This window comes from Pseudomonas sp. R1-1, assembly GCF_051132135.1.
Classification (GTDB): Bacteria; Pseudomonadota; Gammaproteobacteria; order Pseudomonadales; family Pseudomonadaceae; genus Aquipseudomonas.
Genome location: NZ_CP071663.1, coordinates 3,362,497 through 3,379,610 on the forward strand (window position 1 = coordinate 3,362,497; position 17,114 = coordinate 3,379,610).

Genomic DNA, 17,114 nt, shown 5'->3' on the forward strand with positions numbered 1-17,114 from the left:
AAATACATTGGAGAAATTCCCCATGGCTAAAGCCACTGCCCGCCACATCCTGGTTTCCAGCGAAGACAAGTGCAACGAACTCAAGGCCCAGATCGAAGCCGGCGCCGATTTCGCTGAAGTGGCCAAGGCCAACTCCAGCTGCCCATCGAGCCGTCAGGGCGGTGATCTGGGTTCCTTCGGTCCTGGTCAGATGGTCAAGGAATTCGACACCGTGGTGTTCAGCGCGCCAATCAATGTCGTGCAAGGCCCGGTGAAGACCCAGTTCGGCTATCACCTGCTTGAAGTCACCAGCCGTCAGGACTGATTCGTCGTCCGACTGCCCGCAACGGCCCGCCATATGGCGGGCCGTTGTATTTCAGTTACACATACGGCTGGCGAGCGACGCGCCTCTCGCGTACAACTTGCGCTTATCGATTCGAGTCCCAAGGCTGACAATGCGACTGGTTTTCCCCACATTGATGCTCGCCGCCCTCGCCCTGCTGATGGCTGGCGCAAGCGCGAACGCCGCACCGCAACACGCCCTGACCGTTTATGGCGAGCCTGCCAAGTACCCCGCCGGTTTCAGCCATTTCGACTACACCAACCTGCAGGCCCCCAAGGGCGGCACGATGCGCCGCTCGGCCATCGAGATCGGCCACTTTGACCATGTCCTTCCTTATATAGACAAAGGCATCGGTGTCACGCAGATCGATGGGTTGCTGTATTCGCCGCTGGCCCAGCGCTCGCTGGACGAGCCTTACACCGTGTATGGCCTGGTCGCGCAAAAAATGGAGCGCTCGGACGATGGCCTGTCGCTGCGCTTCTTCATCAATCCCAAGGCCCGCTTCGCCGACGGCAAAGCGATTACCGCCGAAGACGTTCGCTACACCTATGACCTTTTGATGACCCAGGGCAGCCTGCGCTATCGCACGCAGTTCGCCGACGTCAAAGGCGTCGAGGTGGAAGCACCGCTGACCGTGCGTTTCGATTTCAAGAGCAACGAAAACCGCACCCTGCCCCTCGATATAGCGACGCTCCCGGTGTTCCCTGAACACTGGTGGAAAACCCGCAATTTCGCTGGCGGGGGCGGTTATGAAGCCCCGCTGGGCAGCGGTCCCTATCGCGTCGGCAAGGTCGATTCGGGCCGCAGCATCACCTTTGAGCGCAACCCCGACTGGTGGGGCAAGGACCTGCCGGTCAGTCGCGGGTTGTACAATTTCGATCACTTCAGCATCGAATACTTCGGCGACACCGATGTCGCTCGCCAAGTGCTGCGCGGCGGCGCCTACGACTACAACCGAGAGTTCTCGGCGACCGGCTATTCGATCGGCTATGACAGCCCCGCGCTGAGCGACGGCCGCCTGCAAAAAGCCCATCTGGCGACCGAAGCGCCGCAATCGGCCCAGGGATTCGTGTTCAACCTGCAAAAGCCGATGTTCGCCGACCGGCGTGTGCGCCAGGCATTGGCGATGCTCTGGGACTTCGAGTGGAGCAACCGGCAAATGATGCGCAGCCTGTATATCCGCCAGCAGAGCTATTTCTCCAATACGTCACTGGCTGCAACCGAGTTGCCCGACGCGCAAGAACTGAAAATCCTCGAACCGTTGCGTGGGCAGATCCCCGACGAGGTGTTTAGCAAAGTGTTCGAGGCGCCGAAAACCGATGGCAGCGGTGTGATCCGCGACAAGCAACTGCAAGCCCTCGCACTGCTCGAAGAGGCTGGCTGGAAACCCGATGGCGATCAATTGGTGAATGCTCAGGGAGAGCCGCTGAGCTTCACTTTTCTGGTCAGCCAGAACGGTATGGATCGCCTGCTATTGCCCTACAAGCGCACGCTGAAACAGATCGGCATCGAGCTCAACATACGCCGCATCGATTCGTCGCAATATGTCAACCGGCTGATGAGCCGCGATTACGACATGATCGTTACCGGTTATCCCGTTACTACATCTCCGGGCGGCGAACTGCTCAACTACTTCGGCTCGGCGTCGGCCAACGATCCCGGCGCCAACAACTACATGGTGCTGAAAAACCCGGCGGTCGACACCTTGATCAATGGCCTGATCCGCGCATCAACCCAGGCCGACATGCTGCGCTATGCGCATGCACTGGACCGGGTACTGCAATGGAACTACTACTGGATCCCCAACTACTATCCGCCCGGCACGTCCACCGTGTGGTGGAATCGTTTCGGCATACCGACGATTCAGGCCAGCAATGACGAAGCAATCGAAAGCTGGTGGGAAATCAGCCGCACGCCGCTGACCAACCAACAGATGACCGCCGAGAAAATCGCCCGCGGCAGACCCGGAGGGCCGCACTGATGTGGGGTTACATACTGCGGCGTCTGCTGCTGATCATCCCGACGCTGGTGATCATTCTGCTGGTCAATTTCGTGATCATTCAGGCCGCTCCCGGCGGCCCGGTGGAACAGGCCATCGCTCACTTGCAGGGGATCGGCGGTGCGAGCGTAGGCGGCGGTGCCAGCGAGACTGCCAGCGGTGCCTCGCGCGCCAGTCGCGGCCTTGACCCACAACTGATCAAGGACATCGAGAAACAATACGGCTTCGACAAACCGGCCCATGAGCGTCTGTGGCTGATGCTGAAAAACTATGCGCAGCTGGATTTCGGCAAGAGTTTCTTCCGTGGCGCCACGGTCACTGATCTGATCCTGGAAAAGATGCCGGTGACCATTTCGCTCGGCTTGTGGGCGACCTTGATTACCTATCTGGTGTCGATCCCGCTGGGGATTCGCAAGGCCGTGCACCACGGCAGCCATTTCGATGTCTGGAGCAGCACCGCGATCATCATCGGCTATGCGATGCCGGCGTTTCTGTTCGCCATGTTTCTGATTGTGGTGTTCGCCGGCGGCACTTCGCTGAACTGGTTTCCGGTGCGCGGGCTGGTCTCGGACAATTTCGAATCGCTGTCGACCCTGGGCAAGATCGCCGACTATTTCTGGCACCTGGTGCTGCCAGTGACAGCGCTGGTGATCGGCGGATTTGCGACGCTGACAATCCTCACCAAAAACTCGTTCCTGAATGAAATCACCCGCCAGTACGTGGTCACCGCACGCGCCAAAGGTCTGAGTGAACGCCGTGTGCTGTATGGCCACGTGTTCCGCAACGCCATGCTGTTGGTGGTCTCGGGGATTCCTCAAGCCTTCATCAGTGTGTTCTTCGCGGGCTCCCTGCTTATCGAGGTGATCTTCTCGCTCGATGGCCTCGGGCGGATGAGCTACGAAGCGGCAGTTTCGCGGGATTATCCGGTGGTGTTTGGCTCGCTGTTCATCTTCACCCTGTTCGGCCTGCTGATAAAACTGGTGGGCGATTTGTGCTACACCCTGGTCGACCCGCGTATCGACTTCGCCGCGAGGAACGCCTGATGCTCAAGCTCTCGCCGTTGGGCCGTCGCCGTTTCGAGCGTTTCAAGAAAAACCGTCGCGGCTGGTGGTCGCTGTGGCTGTTCATCGGCCTGTTCGTGCTGACACTCGGCGGCGAATTGATCGCCAACGACAAGCCGTTGATGGTCAGTTATCAGGGTCAGTGGTATTTCCCGGTGTTCAAGCGCCACACCGAGCAGGAATTCGGTGGACAACTGCCGTTTCAGGCCGATTATCGCAGCGACTATGTGCAGAACCTGATTCGCAAGGACGGCGGTCGGCTGCTGTTCCCACCGATTCCGTTTAGTGACGACACGCCGAACTATGACCTGAATAAACCCGCGCCCAGCCCGCCCACATCGGTCAATTGGCTGGGGACTGACGATCAGTCGCGAGATGTGCTGGCGCGGGTGATTTTTGGCGCACGGGTGTCGATTCTGTTCGCCTTGATGCTGACCTTTGTCAGCGCGCTGATCGGCATTGCCGCCGGTGCATTGCAAGGTTACTACGGCGGCTGGGTCGACTTGCTCGGGCAGCGGCTGCTGGAAGTCTGGTCGGGGCTGCCGGTGCTGTACCTGCTGATCATTCTTTCCGGTTTCGTCGAGCCGAATTTCTGGTGGTTGCTGGGGATCATGGCGCTGTTCTCGTGGCTGGCGCTGGTGGACGTAGTGCGCGCCGAGTTCCTGCGCGGGCGCAATCTGGAATACGTCAAAGCCGCCCGTGCGCTGGGGCTCAGCGACCGCAAGGTGATTTTCCGGCACATCCTGCCCAACGCGATGAACGCGACATTGAGTTACCTGCCGTTCATTCTCACCGGGGCGATCTCGACCCTGACCGCGCTGGACTTTCTCGGCTTCGGCATGCCCGCCGGCAGTGCCTCGCTGGGTGAGTTGATCGGCCAGGGCAAACAGAACCTGCAAGCCCCCTGGCTCGGTCTGACCGCATTCTTCACGCTGGCGCTGATTCTGTCTTTATTGGTATTCATCGGCGAAGCGTTGCGTGACGCATTCGATCCAAGGTCCTGAAGCGTGCCCATGACTGACAATCTGATTGAAATCCGTAACCTCAATGTCGCGTTCCATGGCCAGACCGTGGTGCGCGACCTGTGTCTGGATATCCGCCCCGGCGAATGCCTGGCGCTGGTTGGTGAATCCGGCTCCGGAAAGTCGGTCACCGCGCACTCGATCCTGCAGTTGTTGCCCGAGTCCGAGGCGCATACCCACGGCAGCATTCGTTATCGAGGCCAGGAGCTGCTCGGCGCGGATCCCAAGGTCTTGCGCGAGTTGCGCGGCAACCGTATCGCAATGATCTTCCAGGAGCCGATGACTTCGCTCAATCCGCTGCACACCATCGAGAAGCAGATCGGCGAGACCCTGCTGCTGCACCGTGGCCTCGGCGGCAAAGCGGCGCAGCAAAGGATTCTCGAACTGCTGGGTCTGGTCGGTATCCAGAAACCCAAAGAGCGCCTGAAAGCCTATCCGCACCAGCTCTCGGGCGGGCAACGGCAGCGGGTCATGATCGCCATGGCGCTGGCATGCGAGCCGGAATTGCTGATCGCCGACGAGCCCACCACCGCGCTCGACGTCACGGTACAGCGCAAGATTCTGCTGCTGCTCAAATCCTTGCAGAAGCGCTTGGGCATGTCGTTGCTGTTGATCAGCCACGACCTCAATCTGGTGCGCAGCATCGCGCAACGTGTGTGCGTGATGAAGGCCGGCGAAATCGTCGAGCAGGCGCCCTGCGAAACCTTGTTCACCGAGCCGAAGCACCCTTACAGCTGCGTGCTGCTCAACGCCGAGCCGGAAGGCGAAGCGCTGCCACGGGACGAGCGTGAGAATGTGCTGGAAGTCGACGATCTGAGAGTTGAGTTCGCTGTCAGTGGCGGGCTGTTTCAGCGCAAGCAGTACCTGCGCGCGGTGGATGGCATCAGCTTGAACATTCAGCGTGGCAAAACGCTGGGCATCGTCGGCGAATCGGGATCAGGCAAGTCGACGCTCGGTCAGGCGATCCTGCGCCTGCTCGATTCCGAAGGCAGCATCCGCTTCCAGGGCGAGGCGCTCGACGCGCTCAATCAGAAACAGATGCGACCGTGGCGGCGGCAAATGCAAGTGGTGTTTCAGGACCCGTTCGGCAGCCTTAGCCCGCGCATGTCGGTGGCGCAGATCATCAGCGAAGGCCTCGAAGTGCATTGTGAATCAAACGCCGATGAGTGTGATGAGCAAGTGGTTCGCGTGCTCAAAGAGGTCGGCCTCGATCCGGAGAGTCGGCATCGCTATCCCCACGAGTTTTCCGGTGGCCAGCGCCAGCGCATCGCCATTGCTCGGGCATTGGTACTGAAACCGGCGTTGATCCTCCTCGACGAGCCGACGTCGGCGCTGGATCGCACGGTACAGAAACAAGTGGTCGCCCTGCTCCGCCAGTTGCAGGAAAAGCACGGTCTGACCTACCTGTTCATCAGCCATGACCTGGCCGTCGTCCGCGCGCTGGCCCATGACATGATTGTGATCAAGGACGGTAAAGTCGTGGAGCGTGGCGCCAGCCATGAGGTGTTTGATGCGCCGCAGCATCCTTACACCAAAGAGCTGTTGGCGGCGGCGCATCCGGGGTAGGCATAATCGGGGATGGCCGACAAACCGAGTAATATTCATCGCGAGCAGGCTCACTCCTACATTTGAAATGCATTCCAAAAGTAGGAGTGAGCCTGCTCGCGATAGCGCCATTACTGACGAAACGTTTTCAGGATCTACCCGATGAACACCACCGAAAGCCTCAAGGACTACCAACGCGTTCGCACGCTGGCGATCCGCTCGCTGTTCGAGATCATCGAGCAGTCCAGCGAAGGCACGGTGATCGTCGATCGGGACGCCAACATCGTCTGGATGAACGAGCGCTATGCCCGGCGCTTCGGCCTTGAATCGGCTGCCGGCGCGATCGGCAAGGCTTGTGAAAGCGTGATTCCCGGCAGCCTGCTGCGTGAAGTGGTGCGCACCGGGCGGCCGATTCTGCTCGATATGCAAGACACGCCAAAAGAGCCGTTGGTGGTGATGCGTCTGCCGATCCATGACGATGCCGGCACGGTGATCGGCGCGATCGGCTTCGCCCTGTTCGATGAGTTGCGCACCCTGTCGCCCATGCTCAAGCGCTACCTGAGCATGCAGGAAGAACTGGCCTCGACCCGTTCGCTGCTGCGCGCCCGGCAGACCAAATACAACTTCGCCCACTTCATCGGCACCAGCGCCGCCAGCCTCGAAGTCAAACGCCGCGCCCGGCGCAGTGCCAGTGCCGAATCGCCGGTCTTGCTGCTCGGCGAAACCGGCACCGGCAAGGAGCTGCTCGCTCAAGCGATCCACAGCGCATCGCCCCGCGCGCACAAGGCATTCGTCAGCATCAACAGCGCGGCGATTCCGGAAGCACTGCTCGAAGCCGAATTTTTCGGTACGGCCCCCGGCGCGTTCACCGGTGCTGATCGCAAGGGGCGTACCGGTAAATTGCAGATCGCCCAGGGCGGCACGCTGTTTCTCGACGAGATCGGCGACATGCCGCTGCCGCTGCAAAGCAAGTTGCTGCGCGTGTTGCAGGAAAAGGAGTTTGAACCGGTCGGCTCCAACGAGGTGATTCAGAGTGATGTGCGGGTCATTGCCGCGACCTCGACGGATCTGCAAGCAGCGATCAAGCGCGGCGAATTTCGCGCCGATTTGTACTATCGCCTGAATGTGCTGCCGATCCAGGTGCCGCCCCTGCGCGAACGCCTCGATGATCTGCCGGCACTCAGCGAAGCGATTCTGGAGGAGTTGCGCAGTCAGCACGAACTGCACCGTGATGCGCTGGCATTGCTTGGCCAACATGCGTGGCCGGGGAACATTCGCGAATTGCGCAACGTGCTGGAGCGCGCAGCGTTGCTCAGCGATGACTTGATTCTCACCGAACAGGATCTGCGTGCGGCGATCGGCACGTTGACGCCGGTCGAGCGTTCGCCCGCATCTGTCGCACCAGCGGCGACGGAGGAAACCTTCGCCCAGGCGCGCGAGCGCTTTGATCGGCAATTGATTGAAACGGCGTTGGCTGAATGCGCGGGCAAGGTGCCGGAAGCGGCGGCCCGACTGGGGCTTGGGCGGTCGACGTTGTACAAGAAAATGGTGGCGCTGGGGATTGCCTAGTCTCACTTTAGAGACTTCACTCTCACTTGGTAGATGGAAGTGCTTCGCACTTATCGCGAGCGGGCTCACTCCTACAGGAACTGCGTACACCGTCACCTTGTAGGAGTGAGCCTGCTCGCGATAGCGCCAGATCGTCCGCCGAAAATCTCAACTCAGAGACAGACTACTTTACCTTGACCAATCTTCACTCGTTAATTCCTTATTTTTCAACCCCTTAGCAGATTGGCACAAATCTCGCTTACACCTCTCCACACCCGTTCCACACACAAAAATAACAATTCTGGAGAGACACACCATGAGTGTGATCATTGCCTTGGCAGCCCTCGCGTTGCTGATGCTGGCCGCCTACCGTGGCTACAGCGTTATCCTCTTCGCCCCGATTGCCGCGCTCGGCGCGGTCCTGCTCACCGATCCATCCGCCGTTGCGCCTGCCTTCACCGGGGTGTTCATGGAGAAAATGGTCGGCTTCATCAAACTGTATTTTCCGGTGTTTCTGCTCGGCGCCGTGTTCGGCAAGCTGATCGAGCTGTCGGGGTTCTCCCGTTCGATCGTCGCCGCGGCGATTCGCCTGCTCGGCACTCGCCAGGCGATGCTGGTGATCGTGCTGGTTTGCGCGCTGCTTACCTATGGCGGCGTGTCGTTGTTCGTGGTGGTGTTTGCGGTGTATCCGTTTGCTGCCGAAATGTTCCGCCAGAGCAATATCCCCAAACGGCTGATCCCCGCGACCATCGCCCTTGGCGCGTTTTCCTTCACCATGGACGCCCTGCCCGGCACCCCGCAGATTCAGAACATAATTCCCAGCACGTTCTTCAACACCACCGCATGGGCCGCACCGTGGCTGGGTGTGATCGGCACGATTTTCGTGTTCTGCGCCGGCATGCTGTTTCTTCAGCGCCAGCGCAACAAGGCCCAGCGCGCCGGTGAGGGCTATGGCAGCGAATTGCGCAACGAGCCGGAAACCGCCGAAGACCTGAAACTGCCCAACCCGTGGATTGCACTGTCGCCGCTGCTCGCGGTAGGCATCATGAATCTGCTATTCACCCAGTGGATTCCGCAGTGGTACGGCAAGACCCACAGCCTCGCGCTGCCGGGCATGGCCACACCGGTCACCACCGAGATCGCCAAGCTCACGGCAATCTGGGCGGTACAGGCGGCGTTGCTGGTCGGCATTCTGATGGTGCTGGCGTTCGGCTTTCAGGCGATTCGCAGCAAACTCGCCGAAGGCAGCAAGAGTGCGGTCAGCGGCGCACTGCTGGCGGCGATGAACACCGCGTCCGAATACGGTTTCGGCGCAGTGATCGCCTCGTTGCCGGGTTTTCTGGTACTGGCGGACTGGCTCAAGCAGATCCCCAATCCACTGGTCAACGAAGCCATCACCGTAACCCTGCTGGCCGGGATCACCGGCTCGGCATCGGGCGGCATGAGCATTGCCCTGGCGGCGATGTCCGAGCAGTTCATCAGCGCGGCCAACGCGGCGAACATTCCGCTGGAAGTGCTGCACCGCGTGGCCGCGATGGCCAGCGGCGGCATGGACACCCTGCCGCACAACGGCGCGGTAATCACCCTGCTGGCGGTGACCGGGCTGACCCACCGCGAGGCCTATAAAGACATTTTCTGTATTACGCTGATCAAGACCCTGGCGGTTTTCGTAGTGATCGGCACCTTCTACGCCACTGGCATTGTGTGAGGTATTCATGACGACTCTTTCCGGCAAGACCGCACTGGTTACCGGCTCCACTAGCGGCATCGGCCTGGGCATCGCATTGAGCCTGGCCAAGGCTGGGGCCAACCTGATTCTCAACGGTTTTGGCGATGCGTCGGCAGTGATTGCCGAAGTCGGCCAATTCGGTGGCAAGGTTGGCCATCATCCGGCCGATGTCAGCGATCCGGCGCAGATCGCCGAGATGATCGCCTACGCCGAGCGCGAGTTCGGCGGCGTGGATATCCTGGTCAACAATGCCGGCATTCAGCATGTCGCGGCGGTGGAAGAGTTTCCGATCGAGCGCTGGGATTCGATCATTGCCATCAATCTGTCCTCGGTGTTCCACAGCACCCGCCTGAGCCTGCCGGGCATGCGCAGCAAAAACTGGGGGCGGATCATCAACATCGCCTCGGTGCACGGCCTGGTCGGTTCGACCGGCAAAGCCGCGTACGTGGCCGCCAAACACGGCGTGATCGGCCTGACCAAAGTGGTCGGCCTGGAAACTGCGACCAGCAATGTTACCTGCAACGCCATCTGCCCGGGCTGGGTGCTGACGCCGCTGGTGCAGAAGCAGATCGATGACCGTGCGGCCAAGGGTGTCGATCCGCAGCAGGCGCAACATGATCTGCTGGCCGAGAAGCAGCCCTCGCTGGAGTTCGTCACGCCGCAGCATCTGGGCGAACTGGTGTTGTTTCTGTGCAGCGAGGCCGGCAGTCAGGTGCGTGGCGCGGCTTGGAATATCGATGGCGGCTGGCTCGCGCAATAACCTGAGCGAGCTTGCTCGCGAATACCGAGTGTCAGTTAGAGAGTTTTTGACTGACGCAGCGCTTTCGCGAGCAAGTTCACTCCCACAGGGTCAACAAGCCAGGCTGCTTATTTGAATTCGATAAAAAGAGGCAAGCGATGTCCGACATCCTCTGGCAACCCGACGCCAACCGTATCGCCCAATCACGCATGGATGCGTTTCGCCGTGCCATCAATCAGCGCCATGATCTCAACATCGACGACTACCCTGCCCTGCACCAATGGAGCATCGAGCAGCGTGCGGATTTCTGGCAGGCGCTTGTCGATTGTTTCGATATTCGCTTTCACACCCAGCCCGACGCGGTACTGCGTGAAGGCGCGCAAATGCTCAGCGCCGAGTGGTTTCCCGGCGCAACCCTGAACTTCGCCGAACACCTGCTGCGCCGCCGCGACGACGCCGTAGCGGTGATCAGCGTGGCGGAGAACGGCCAGCGCGAGCAATTGACCTGGGCTGAACTGGCGGAGCACGTCGCCGGTTTTCAAGCGAGCCTGCAGGCTGCCGGCGTGGGCCTCGGTGATCGGGTCGCGGCATGCATGCCCAATACCTGGCAAACGCTGGTGGCGATGCTCGCGACCACCAGCCTTGGGGCGATCTGGTCGTGCTCATCGCCCGACTTCGGTACCCACGGGGTCATCGATCGCTTCGGCCAGATCGAACCGAAGGTGTTGCTGACTTGCGCCGCTTACCGCTACGCCGGCAAGACTCTCGACCAGACCGACAAGATCAACGGCATCCTCGAACAGCTGCCGACCCTGAAACAGTTGATCATTGTCCCGTACGCCGATCCGCAAGTGAGCATGGAGGTGTACCAGACACCGGCTGAAGTGAGTTCGTGGGAGGACTTCTACGCAGTCGGCGGCGAGACGCATTTCGTCCCGGTGCCGTTCAACCATCCGTTGTATGTGCTGTATTCCAGCGGCACCACCGGCGTGCCGAAGTGCATCGTCCACAGCACCGGCGGAGTGCTGCTGCAACACGTCAAGGAACACGGGCTGCATTGCGATCTCGGACCCGGCGACCGGCTGTTCTATTACACAACGTGCGGCTGGATGATGTGGAACTGGCTGGTCTCGGCGCTGGCGGTCGGCAGTGCGGTGGTTCTTTACGATGGCTCGCCGTTTTACCCGGACCACCAGCGTTTGCTCGACTTGATCGACGACGAGCGCATCAGCGTGTTCGGCACCAGCCCGAAGTTTCTCGCCACCCTGGAAAGCGGCGGTGCCCGCCCCCGCAACAGCCATGATCTGGGTAGCCTGAAAACCCTGCTGTGCACCGGCTCGGCGCTGTCGCCGCAGAGTTATGACTATGTCTACCGCGAGATAAAAAGCGATCTGTGTCTGGCGTCGATGTCCGGCGGCACCGATATTGTCTCGTGCTTCGTCAACGGCAATCCGCTGTCGGCGGTACGGCGCGGCGAGATCATGGGCAAAAGCCTGGGCATGGCGGTCGAGGTCTGGAACGACGCCGGTCAGGCGGTAATTGGCGAGAAAGGTGAACTGGTCTGCACACGGCATTTTCCGGCCATGCCGATCGGTTTGTGGAATGACCCGGACGGGACAAAACTGCGCCAGTCGTATTTCAGCCTGTTTCCCGGTGTCTGGGCCCAGGGCGATTATGCTGAACAATCGCCGCACGGCGCGATGTTGATTCACGGGCGTTCGGATGCTGTGCTCAACCCCGGCGGCGTGCGCATCGGCACAGCGGAGATCTACCGTCAGGTCGAAAAGCTCAGCGAAATAATGGACAGCGTCGCCATCGGCCAGCAGTGGCAGGATGACGTGCGGGTCGTGTTGTTTGTGCGATTGCGCGAAGGGCTGGAAATGGATGATGCGCTCGAACAGCACATCCGTCAGGTGATCCGCGCCAATACCACCCCAAGGCATGTACCGGCAAAGATCGTGGCGGTCACAGACATTCCGCGCACTATCAGCGGCAAGATCGTTGAGCTGGCGGTGCGCGAGGTGGTGCATGGGCGGCCGGTGAAGAACACCGACGCGCTGGCCAATCCCGAAGCGCTGGAGCAGTTTCGGGATCGGCCGGAGCTCAATGAATGAGCACGGCCGGGTGAGAGAGTGGCTCGATCAAGTGCAATTTACGCAAATCAATCGGTGTTCAGCTCAATCAACACCTCACCAGTTATAGTGCGATCAGGATTGCCCGCGACCGCGGCTTTCAGGACTTCCATATTTCTGAAATAAGCGGCGAGGTCTGTTTCCACCAGACTCAGCAGAGCAGTCAGAAGCGCAAGGGAATCCGCGTTCGAGCGAGCTTCGGCAGCACTGTGGAACCCTCCTCCCGATTTCGGTAGGCGTCCTGCTGCCAAATTCAACAACGGCGCCACATCCAACATGGGAACTCGATTGTGCAACCGCGCCTTGGCAGCCACCAGATCAGTCTTGCCAGAACCTGTACGAAACATTTCATGGAGCAGGTCATCTGCGACCTCACCATAATTGAAGCCGGCATCATTGAAGCGGCGATTGAGATTCTGACTATTGATGTTCAGGTATTGAATTTTTCCTCGCTCATGCAAACCGGCATTCTTCCACTCACTGTACTGGCTTTGGATGACATCAACGGTATGCTCGTCAACTTTTGCGACATCCAGAAAAAAATTGCTCAACGAAGTATCGTAGACATTCAATCTGATGGCCCGCAAAAGTATCGAAAAGTCATCTCGTCCTTTTGCAGTAGTGCCTAAAAACAAACCTATTGCAAGGTCGGTCTTGGTATTCAGCTGTGAATACCCCAGCACTTTTTCAGCCGCGTCAATCTTACTCCGGACAATGGGCAAACTATTTTTAATGATGTGTTGTGTGTAACTCTCAGAACGGACGCTAGGCAGAGAATACGTGTGCTGGAACTGGAAATTCGCCAGCTTTTTGCCCCAAGGCGTCCCCCGACTGCTGATCGCGTACCACTGATCTTTCCTGTTCAGCGCGCATACGCTAAATACGTCGAGCGCATCAGCACGAGGTCGCCATTTGCCCTGGCCAGTTTGGGGTAGACTCGCCAGTTGAATAAAGTCTACGGATTGGCGTCTGCCGGTCAGTCTGTGCAACTGAGAGGTAGCCTTGTCAAAAAGCCTGACACCCTCTCTGGTCAACCCGAGCCCGCTTTTCAAAAGTGACTTGGTAGCCAGATACCCGGCTGTTGGCAAGCCATCGACAGGGTTAAACGTAGACACTGTCAGCTTCAATGAATATTTCACCACGCTGGCAAGCTTCGATGTCAGTGAAACCGTCCTTGCTGCTATGGTCAGAATCTTTGCAGGCGCACCCAACACCGTGAAGAAGATGCCGATAGCATCCATCGTACAAGCGTAGATACCGTCAACGACTTTGTTACGTTCACCGGAAGCGATATCCTCGATGCATCTCTTGAAAGGCACCAGCAGATCAATGGTAAATGTTACCCACTCCTCCGTTTTTTTAACGATCGACTCTCGCTCCGTCAGCTCGGTGAAGGCCATAGTCAACTCTTCCACGCTTCCAACGGGTCGGTGGGTTACCACAAATTGCGCGATGTTATTTATCGGCTCGCTCATGAAAAATTGATAGAGGCTTTGTTTTCCCTGTGTAGCGGTGACAGGCGCGGGAATCACTCCCAGTTTCTCTATGACCATGATATCGGACGCATCAGCACGCGGCCGTGCGCCTTGGGTATAGCTTTGGAAATCAGTAGGAACTCGGTGGGTTGCAGGTAGTGGAAAAAAAGCATCATTGGGACTGCCTTTAAAGTCCAGACGTGACGGCATATTCATTTTTTGAGTTTTTATGATCAGCTCCCCCAAAGCATCGTTTCTTCGACACTCTCCCAAGAGACTGAATAATTCATAGCAAAGTATTCCACCCTCATACGAAGCGATCATAATTACAGCAAAGCGGCCTATTGCCTGATCTTTTTTGGATTGCACTTCAACTGAGGTAGGCCCCTTGTTTGCTACACCGAACAGATTGTAATTGCTGGATGGGTAAACCAGCTCAGTGACCGGTGCACGCACAGTGAAGAAAGTGATTTTGCTTCGAGCGATAATATCGCGATCCTGGCGAGGTATTCCGGACAAGGCGAGTTTGATATTGGAAGCTATCGCCCGATGAATATCTTCGTGATACTTACGCACATCAGCTTTAAATATCGTCTGATTATTAGCCAAACCCATCAACTGTGGATATCGGCTAAGAATGTGAGGCTTTTCATTCCAGTCCCATACTCCGGAAGTCAGTTCACCTTGAATGTGCAAATCCAGCATGGATTGCCTGAGACTGGAAAATGGTTCTGGGCGCAGCAGCGGTTCTTCAAGAAAATCGCAGTCAGGCATTGTTTGTTTTAGCGCCGCCATCGCCAGTTTCTTGCGATTGGGCACTGACGTGGAAAAAGCCTTCACTCCGTTGACCATCGTTTCCACGTGACTCTGGTAAGCCTTCAAAGCGGTTTGAGCGGCAGCGGTCGTGGAAGTCTCCAGATCATTATGGACGATCACTTCGTTTATAAGTGCCCAGTCAGTGATCACATCAATCGCCGACAAGCTTTGTAGTTCGCCCAAGGCTTGGCTGATAGACCCCATATCGGCAAATAGCATGACGTCTTCGTAATCCACGAAACGTGAAGCCCCCTTGGCGCTCAACTCAATCATGCCAACCGCTTGAGAAAAAGTGACCCAACCGATAGAGCCAGCGGTGAGCCATTCTGGAACGTTACTGATCAACAGACCTGGCGCTGCGCACGATAACAGCATGTGTGACGCCAGAGGGGCTAGCCTCTGGGAGACTGTACCTTGCCGAATCAGATGCCTTTCAAACTCCTCTCGTATGACGTGCAGTTTCTTGTCTGCAGCAACCGCAGGATGATAGAGATCGTACCCGGCGATCACATTGCGCCGTTTCTTCTCAGCAATTAACGGATCGAGCTGAATAAGAATTGCGGTGTAGAGAACCTGGGCGTAATCGTCCCCACTACATACTTCGTCAGCGCCGGAGCCCCACCATCCCAAGGCATCGATGTATTTTTTCGCCAATTGAAAAGAAAAATCGTGATGGGTGATCTGGTTCAGGATGTCATCAGCGTTTTCCGGACCGACAACATCGTGCAGAACCGGCTTGACGTTTTCATACAGCACCCCCAGCAGACTCTTGTTTGCAGGAATGAATTTTGCGGTCAATGCGCGAATTTCCTGGCACTGCACTTCGGTCAATGCGGCCGAGCCGCCACTATGGCCGCTTATTTGTTCCCAATATTTGTCGATGTGCTCAGGATCACGAAACTCCCATTGTAGAAAATTCAGCAACTGCTCCAGTTGTTCGACGCTGGCCGGGATAATCAGCCCATGGAACTGCAACCATTGGGCATAGCTGGCCTCGTCTGCCACCGAGCGTACAGCTCCGCCAGTCAGCTGTGCAGCTTGCATGATTATTTTAAGGATCGACTGTGCTTCTGGATCAGCCTGTATTCTCTTTTGCAATGTTTCAGCGGGACTTCCGTCATTCAACCAAAGATCCAGTCCAGCGTGGGTGACGATTGCTTCCGCGTCAGGATGGAAAAAACTTAACAAGTCTGATAATTTTTTGCTGAGCGGCTTATGCATATAATAAAACGATGACCCCTCATGCAAGGTCAACGTAATTGAATCCATGCTTACCAGCACGACACTTCTTCGCGCCTTATACAACGCGTAGAGCACCGAAGTTATCTTAGCACGCTCTATTTGGTCACCTTGAATACACAACTTGCTGTCTTGCGCGGCAATCACCGAGCTTACAGCGTTATCATTTCTGACTTTCATCAACTCATCCTGTTTTAGTTTTATTGGCCAACATGGCCAACCAAACTTTAAACAGAACAGCACATCAATCAATTAGACGTTTATTAGCTCACGTTTCCGAATCAACAAATCGGAAGAAAAAAACGTGTTCCGCTAACAGATATTACTCCACCAAGCCCCATTCTCCCGGTGCGGCCTCTGGTCTTTTATCGCCTGAACCCAGTTTGATTCGCAATCTTAAATTATTCAGTGAATCAGCATTTTTCAATGCTTCGCCAACATCGATAACGCCCTCTTCAACCAGTTTGTAGAGGGCAAAGTCGAATGTCTGCATTCCTGCATCTTCGGATTTCTCCATCATGTTTTTAAGTTCGCCAAGTTCATTTTGACGAATAAGGTCCGCCACTGTTGGCGTCCCCAGAAGCACCTCCACCGCCGCTCTTCGATGTCCATCAATAGTGCGCACCAAGCGCTGCGAGACAAAGGCTTTCAGATTATTACCAAGCGCATGCAACAACTGCGGCCGCCGCTCTTCCGGGAACATATTGATAATCCGGTCCAGCGCCTGATTGGCATTGGTGGCATGCAACGTTGACAAAACCAGATGCCCGGTATCGGCAAACGCCAAGGCATGCTCCATGGTTTCGCGGTCGCGAATTTCGCCGATCAGCACTACATCCGGCGCCTGGCGCAGGGTGTTCTTCAACGCGGCGTGAAAACTGCGGGTATCGACGCCGACTTCACGCTGATTGACGATCGAGCGCTGATGCCGATGGATGTACTCGATCGGGTCTTCGATGGTAATGATGTGCCCGGTACTATGGCGGTTGCGATGATCGATGAGTGCGGCCAGAGAGGTCGACTTGCCCGAGTTGGTCGCTCCGACGAACAGAATCAGCCCGTGCTTGAGCATGATGGTGTCGAGCAGGACCGGCGGCAGCTTCAGATCGGCGAACCGCGGGATATCCAGTTTGACGTTACGAATGACGATCGATACGTCGTTGCGCTGTTTGAAAATGTTCACACGAAAGCGGCCGATGCCCGTTCGGGAGATTGCCAGATTCATTTCCAGATCCCGGTCGAACTCCCGTTGCTGCTCGGCGTCCATCAATGAGGCAGCGATGGCGGCGGTATCGCCGAGTTTGAACGGCTGATCACCCAACGGGACGAGCACGCCGTCGATCCGCGCGCTGGGCGGCGCACCTGTGGAAAGAAACAGGTCTGAGCCGTTTTTATTGGACAAAATTGCTAACAGTGCATCGATTTCCATGGCAAAAATCACCCGCGAAGCATTCAATGAACAGAAATTGGCCTGCACCTGAAGCACG

Annotated in this window: 11 protein-coding genes; 9 read left to right on the top strand and 2 right to left on the bottom strand. The window is 57.5% G+C overall.

Going from position 1 to position 17,114, the window contains the following annotated elements; translation table 11 throughout:
- The first annotated feature begins 22 nt into the window (after positions 1-22).
- From J3P75_RS15215 to J3P75_RS15255, 9 genes are all read left to right on the top strand, one after another.
- Positions 23-304 (top strand): peptidylprolyl isomerase, encoded by a 282-nt coding sequence (locus J3P75_RS15215; RefSeq protein WP_016774509.1) that lies wholly within the window; start codon positions 23-25, stop codon positions 302-304.
- Positions 305-434: 130 nt separating this feature from the next.
- Positions 435-2,303, top strand: coding sequence for an extracellular solute-binding protein (locus tag J3P75_RS15220; protein WP_434707272.1), 1,869 nt, complete (start codon positions 435-437; stop codon positions 2,301-2,303).
- Entirely contained in the window at positions 2,303-3,364 is a 1,062-nt protein-coding gene (locus J3P75_RS15225; RefSeq protein WP_258449429.1) for a microcin C ABC transporter permease YejB, read from the top strand. Before J3P75_RS15220 ends, J3P75_RS15225 begins: the two co-directional genes overlap by 1 nt.
- Entirely contained in the window at positions 3,364-4,386 is a 1,023-nt protein-coding gene (locus J3P75_RS15230) for an ABC transporter permease (RefSeq protein ID WP_434707273.1), read from the top strand. The genes J3P75_RS15225 and J3P75_RS15230 overlap by 1 nt, the downstream gene beginning before the upstream one ends.
- 9 nt (positions 4,387-4,395) lie before the next feature.
- Positions 4,396-5,970 carry an ABC transporter ATP-binding protein gene (locus J3P75_RS15235; protein WP_434707274.1) on the top strand — a complete coding sequence of 525 codons (1,575 nt, stop codon included), beginning with the start codon at positions 4,396-4,398 and terminating at the stop codon, positions 5,968-5,970.
- 141 nt (positions 5,971-6,111) lie between these two features.
- Positions 6,112-7,518: a sigma-54 interaction domain-containing protein gene (locus tag J3P75_RS15240; RefSeq protein ID WP_434707275.1), complete on the top strand. Its 1,407-nt coding sequence runs from the start codon at positions 6,112-6,114 to the stop codon at positions 7,516-7,518.
- Between the two features lie 295 nt (positions 7,519-7,813).
- Entirely contained in the window at positions 7,814-9,205 is a 1,392-nt protein-coding gene (locus J3P75_RS15245; protein ID WP_206415245.1) for a GntP family permease, read from the top strand.
- A gap of 7 nt (positions 9,206-9,212) precedes the next feature.
- Entirely contained in the window at positions 9,213-9,986 is a 774-nt protein-coding gene (gene hbdH / locus J3P75_RS15250; RefSeq protein WP_434707276.1) for a 3-hydroxybutyrate dehydrogenase, read from the top strand.
- A gap of 137 nt (positions 9,987-10,123) precedes the next feature.
- Positions 10,124-12,079, top strand: coding sequence for an acetoacetate--CoA ligase (locus J3P75_RS15255; RefSeq protein WP_434707277.1), 1,956 nt, complete (start codon positions 10,124-10,126; stop codon positions 12,077-12,079).
- A gap of 47 nt (positions 12,080-12,126) precedes the next feature.
- Here the strand turns inward: J3P75_RS15255 and J3P75_RS15260 are convergent, their stop codons facing one another.
- Positions 12,127-15,807 (bottom strand): hypothetical protein, encoded by a 3,681-nt coding sequence (locus J3P75_RS15260; protein ID WP_434707278.1) that lies wholly within the window; start codon positions 15,805-15,807, stop codon positions 12,127-12,129.
- Positions 15,808-15,949: 142 nt separating this feature from the next.
- Complete coding sequence (locus J3P75_RS15265; RefSeq protein WP_434711311.1) at positions 15,950-17,056, bottom strand: PilT/PilU family type 4a pilus ATPase; 1,107 nt, start codon at positions 17,054-17,056, stop codon at positions 15,950-15,952.
- Positions 17,057-17,114: the final 58 nt, after the last annotated feature.

What these genes read in the sequence shown, in the direction of transcription:
- J3P75_RS15215 (WP_016774509.1), top strand. Translation starts at nt 23, where the DNA reads ATGGCTAAAGCCACTGCCCGCCACATCCTGGTTTCCAGCGAAGACAAG.
- J3P75_RS15220 (WP_434707272.1), top strand. Translation starts at nt 435, where the DNA reads ATGCGACTGGTTTTCCCCACATTGATGCTCGCCGCCCTCGCCCTGCTG.
- J3P75_RS15225 (WP_258449429.1), top strand. Translation starts at nt 2,303, where the DNA reads ATGTGGGGTTACATACTGCGGCGTCTGCTGCTGATCATCCCGACGCTG.
- J3P75_RS15230 (WP_434707273.1), top strand. Translation starts at nt 3,364, where the DNA reads ATGCTCAAGCTCTCGCCGTTGGGCCGTCGCCGTTTCGAGCGTTTCAAG.
- J3P75_RS15235 (WP_434707274.1), top strand. Translation starts at nt 4,396, where the DNA reads ATGACTGACAATCTGATTGAAATCCGTAACCTCAATGTCGCGTTCCAT.
- J3P75_RS15240 (WP_434707275.1), top strand. Translation starts at nt 6,112, where the DNA reads ATGAACACCACCGAAAGCCTCAAGGACTACCAACGCGTTCGCACGCTG.
- J3P75_RS15245 (WP_206415245.1), top strand. Translation starts at nt 7,814, where the DNA reads ATGAGTGTGATCATTGCCTTGGCAGCCCTCGCGTTGCTGATGCTGGCC.
- hbdH (WP_434707276.1), top strand. Translation starts at nt 9,213, where the DNA reads ATGACGACTCTTTCCGGCAAGACCGCACTGGTTACCGGCTCCACTAGC.
- J3P75_RS15255 (WP_434707277.1), top strand. Translation starts at nt 10,124, where the DNA reads ATGTCCGACATCCTCTGGCAACCCGACGCCAACCGTATCGCCCAATCA.
- J3P75_RS15260 (WP_434707278.1), bottom strand. Translation starts at nt 15,807, where the DNA reads ATGAAAGTCAGAAATGATAACGCTGTAAGCTCGGTGATTGCCGCGCAA.
- J3P75_RS15265 (WP_434711311.1), bottom strand. Translation starts at nt 17,056, where the DNA reads ATGGAAATCGATGCACTGTTAGCAATTTTGTCCAATAAAAACGGCTCA.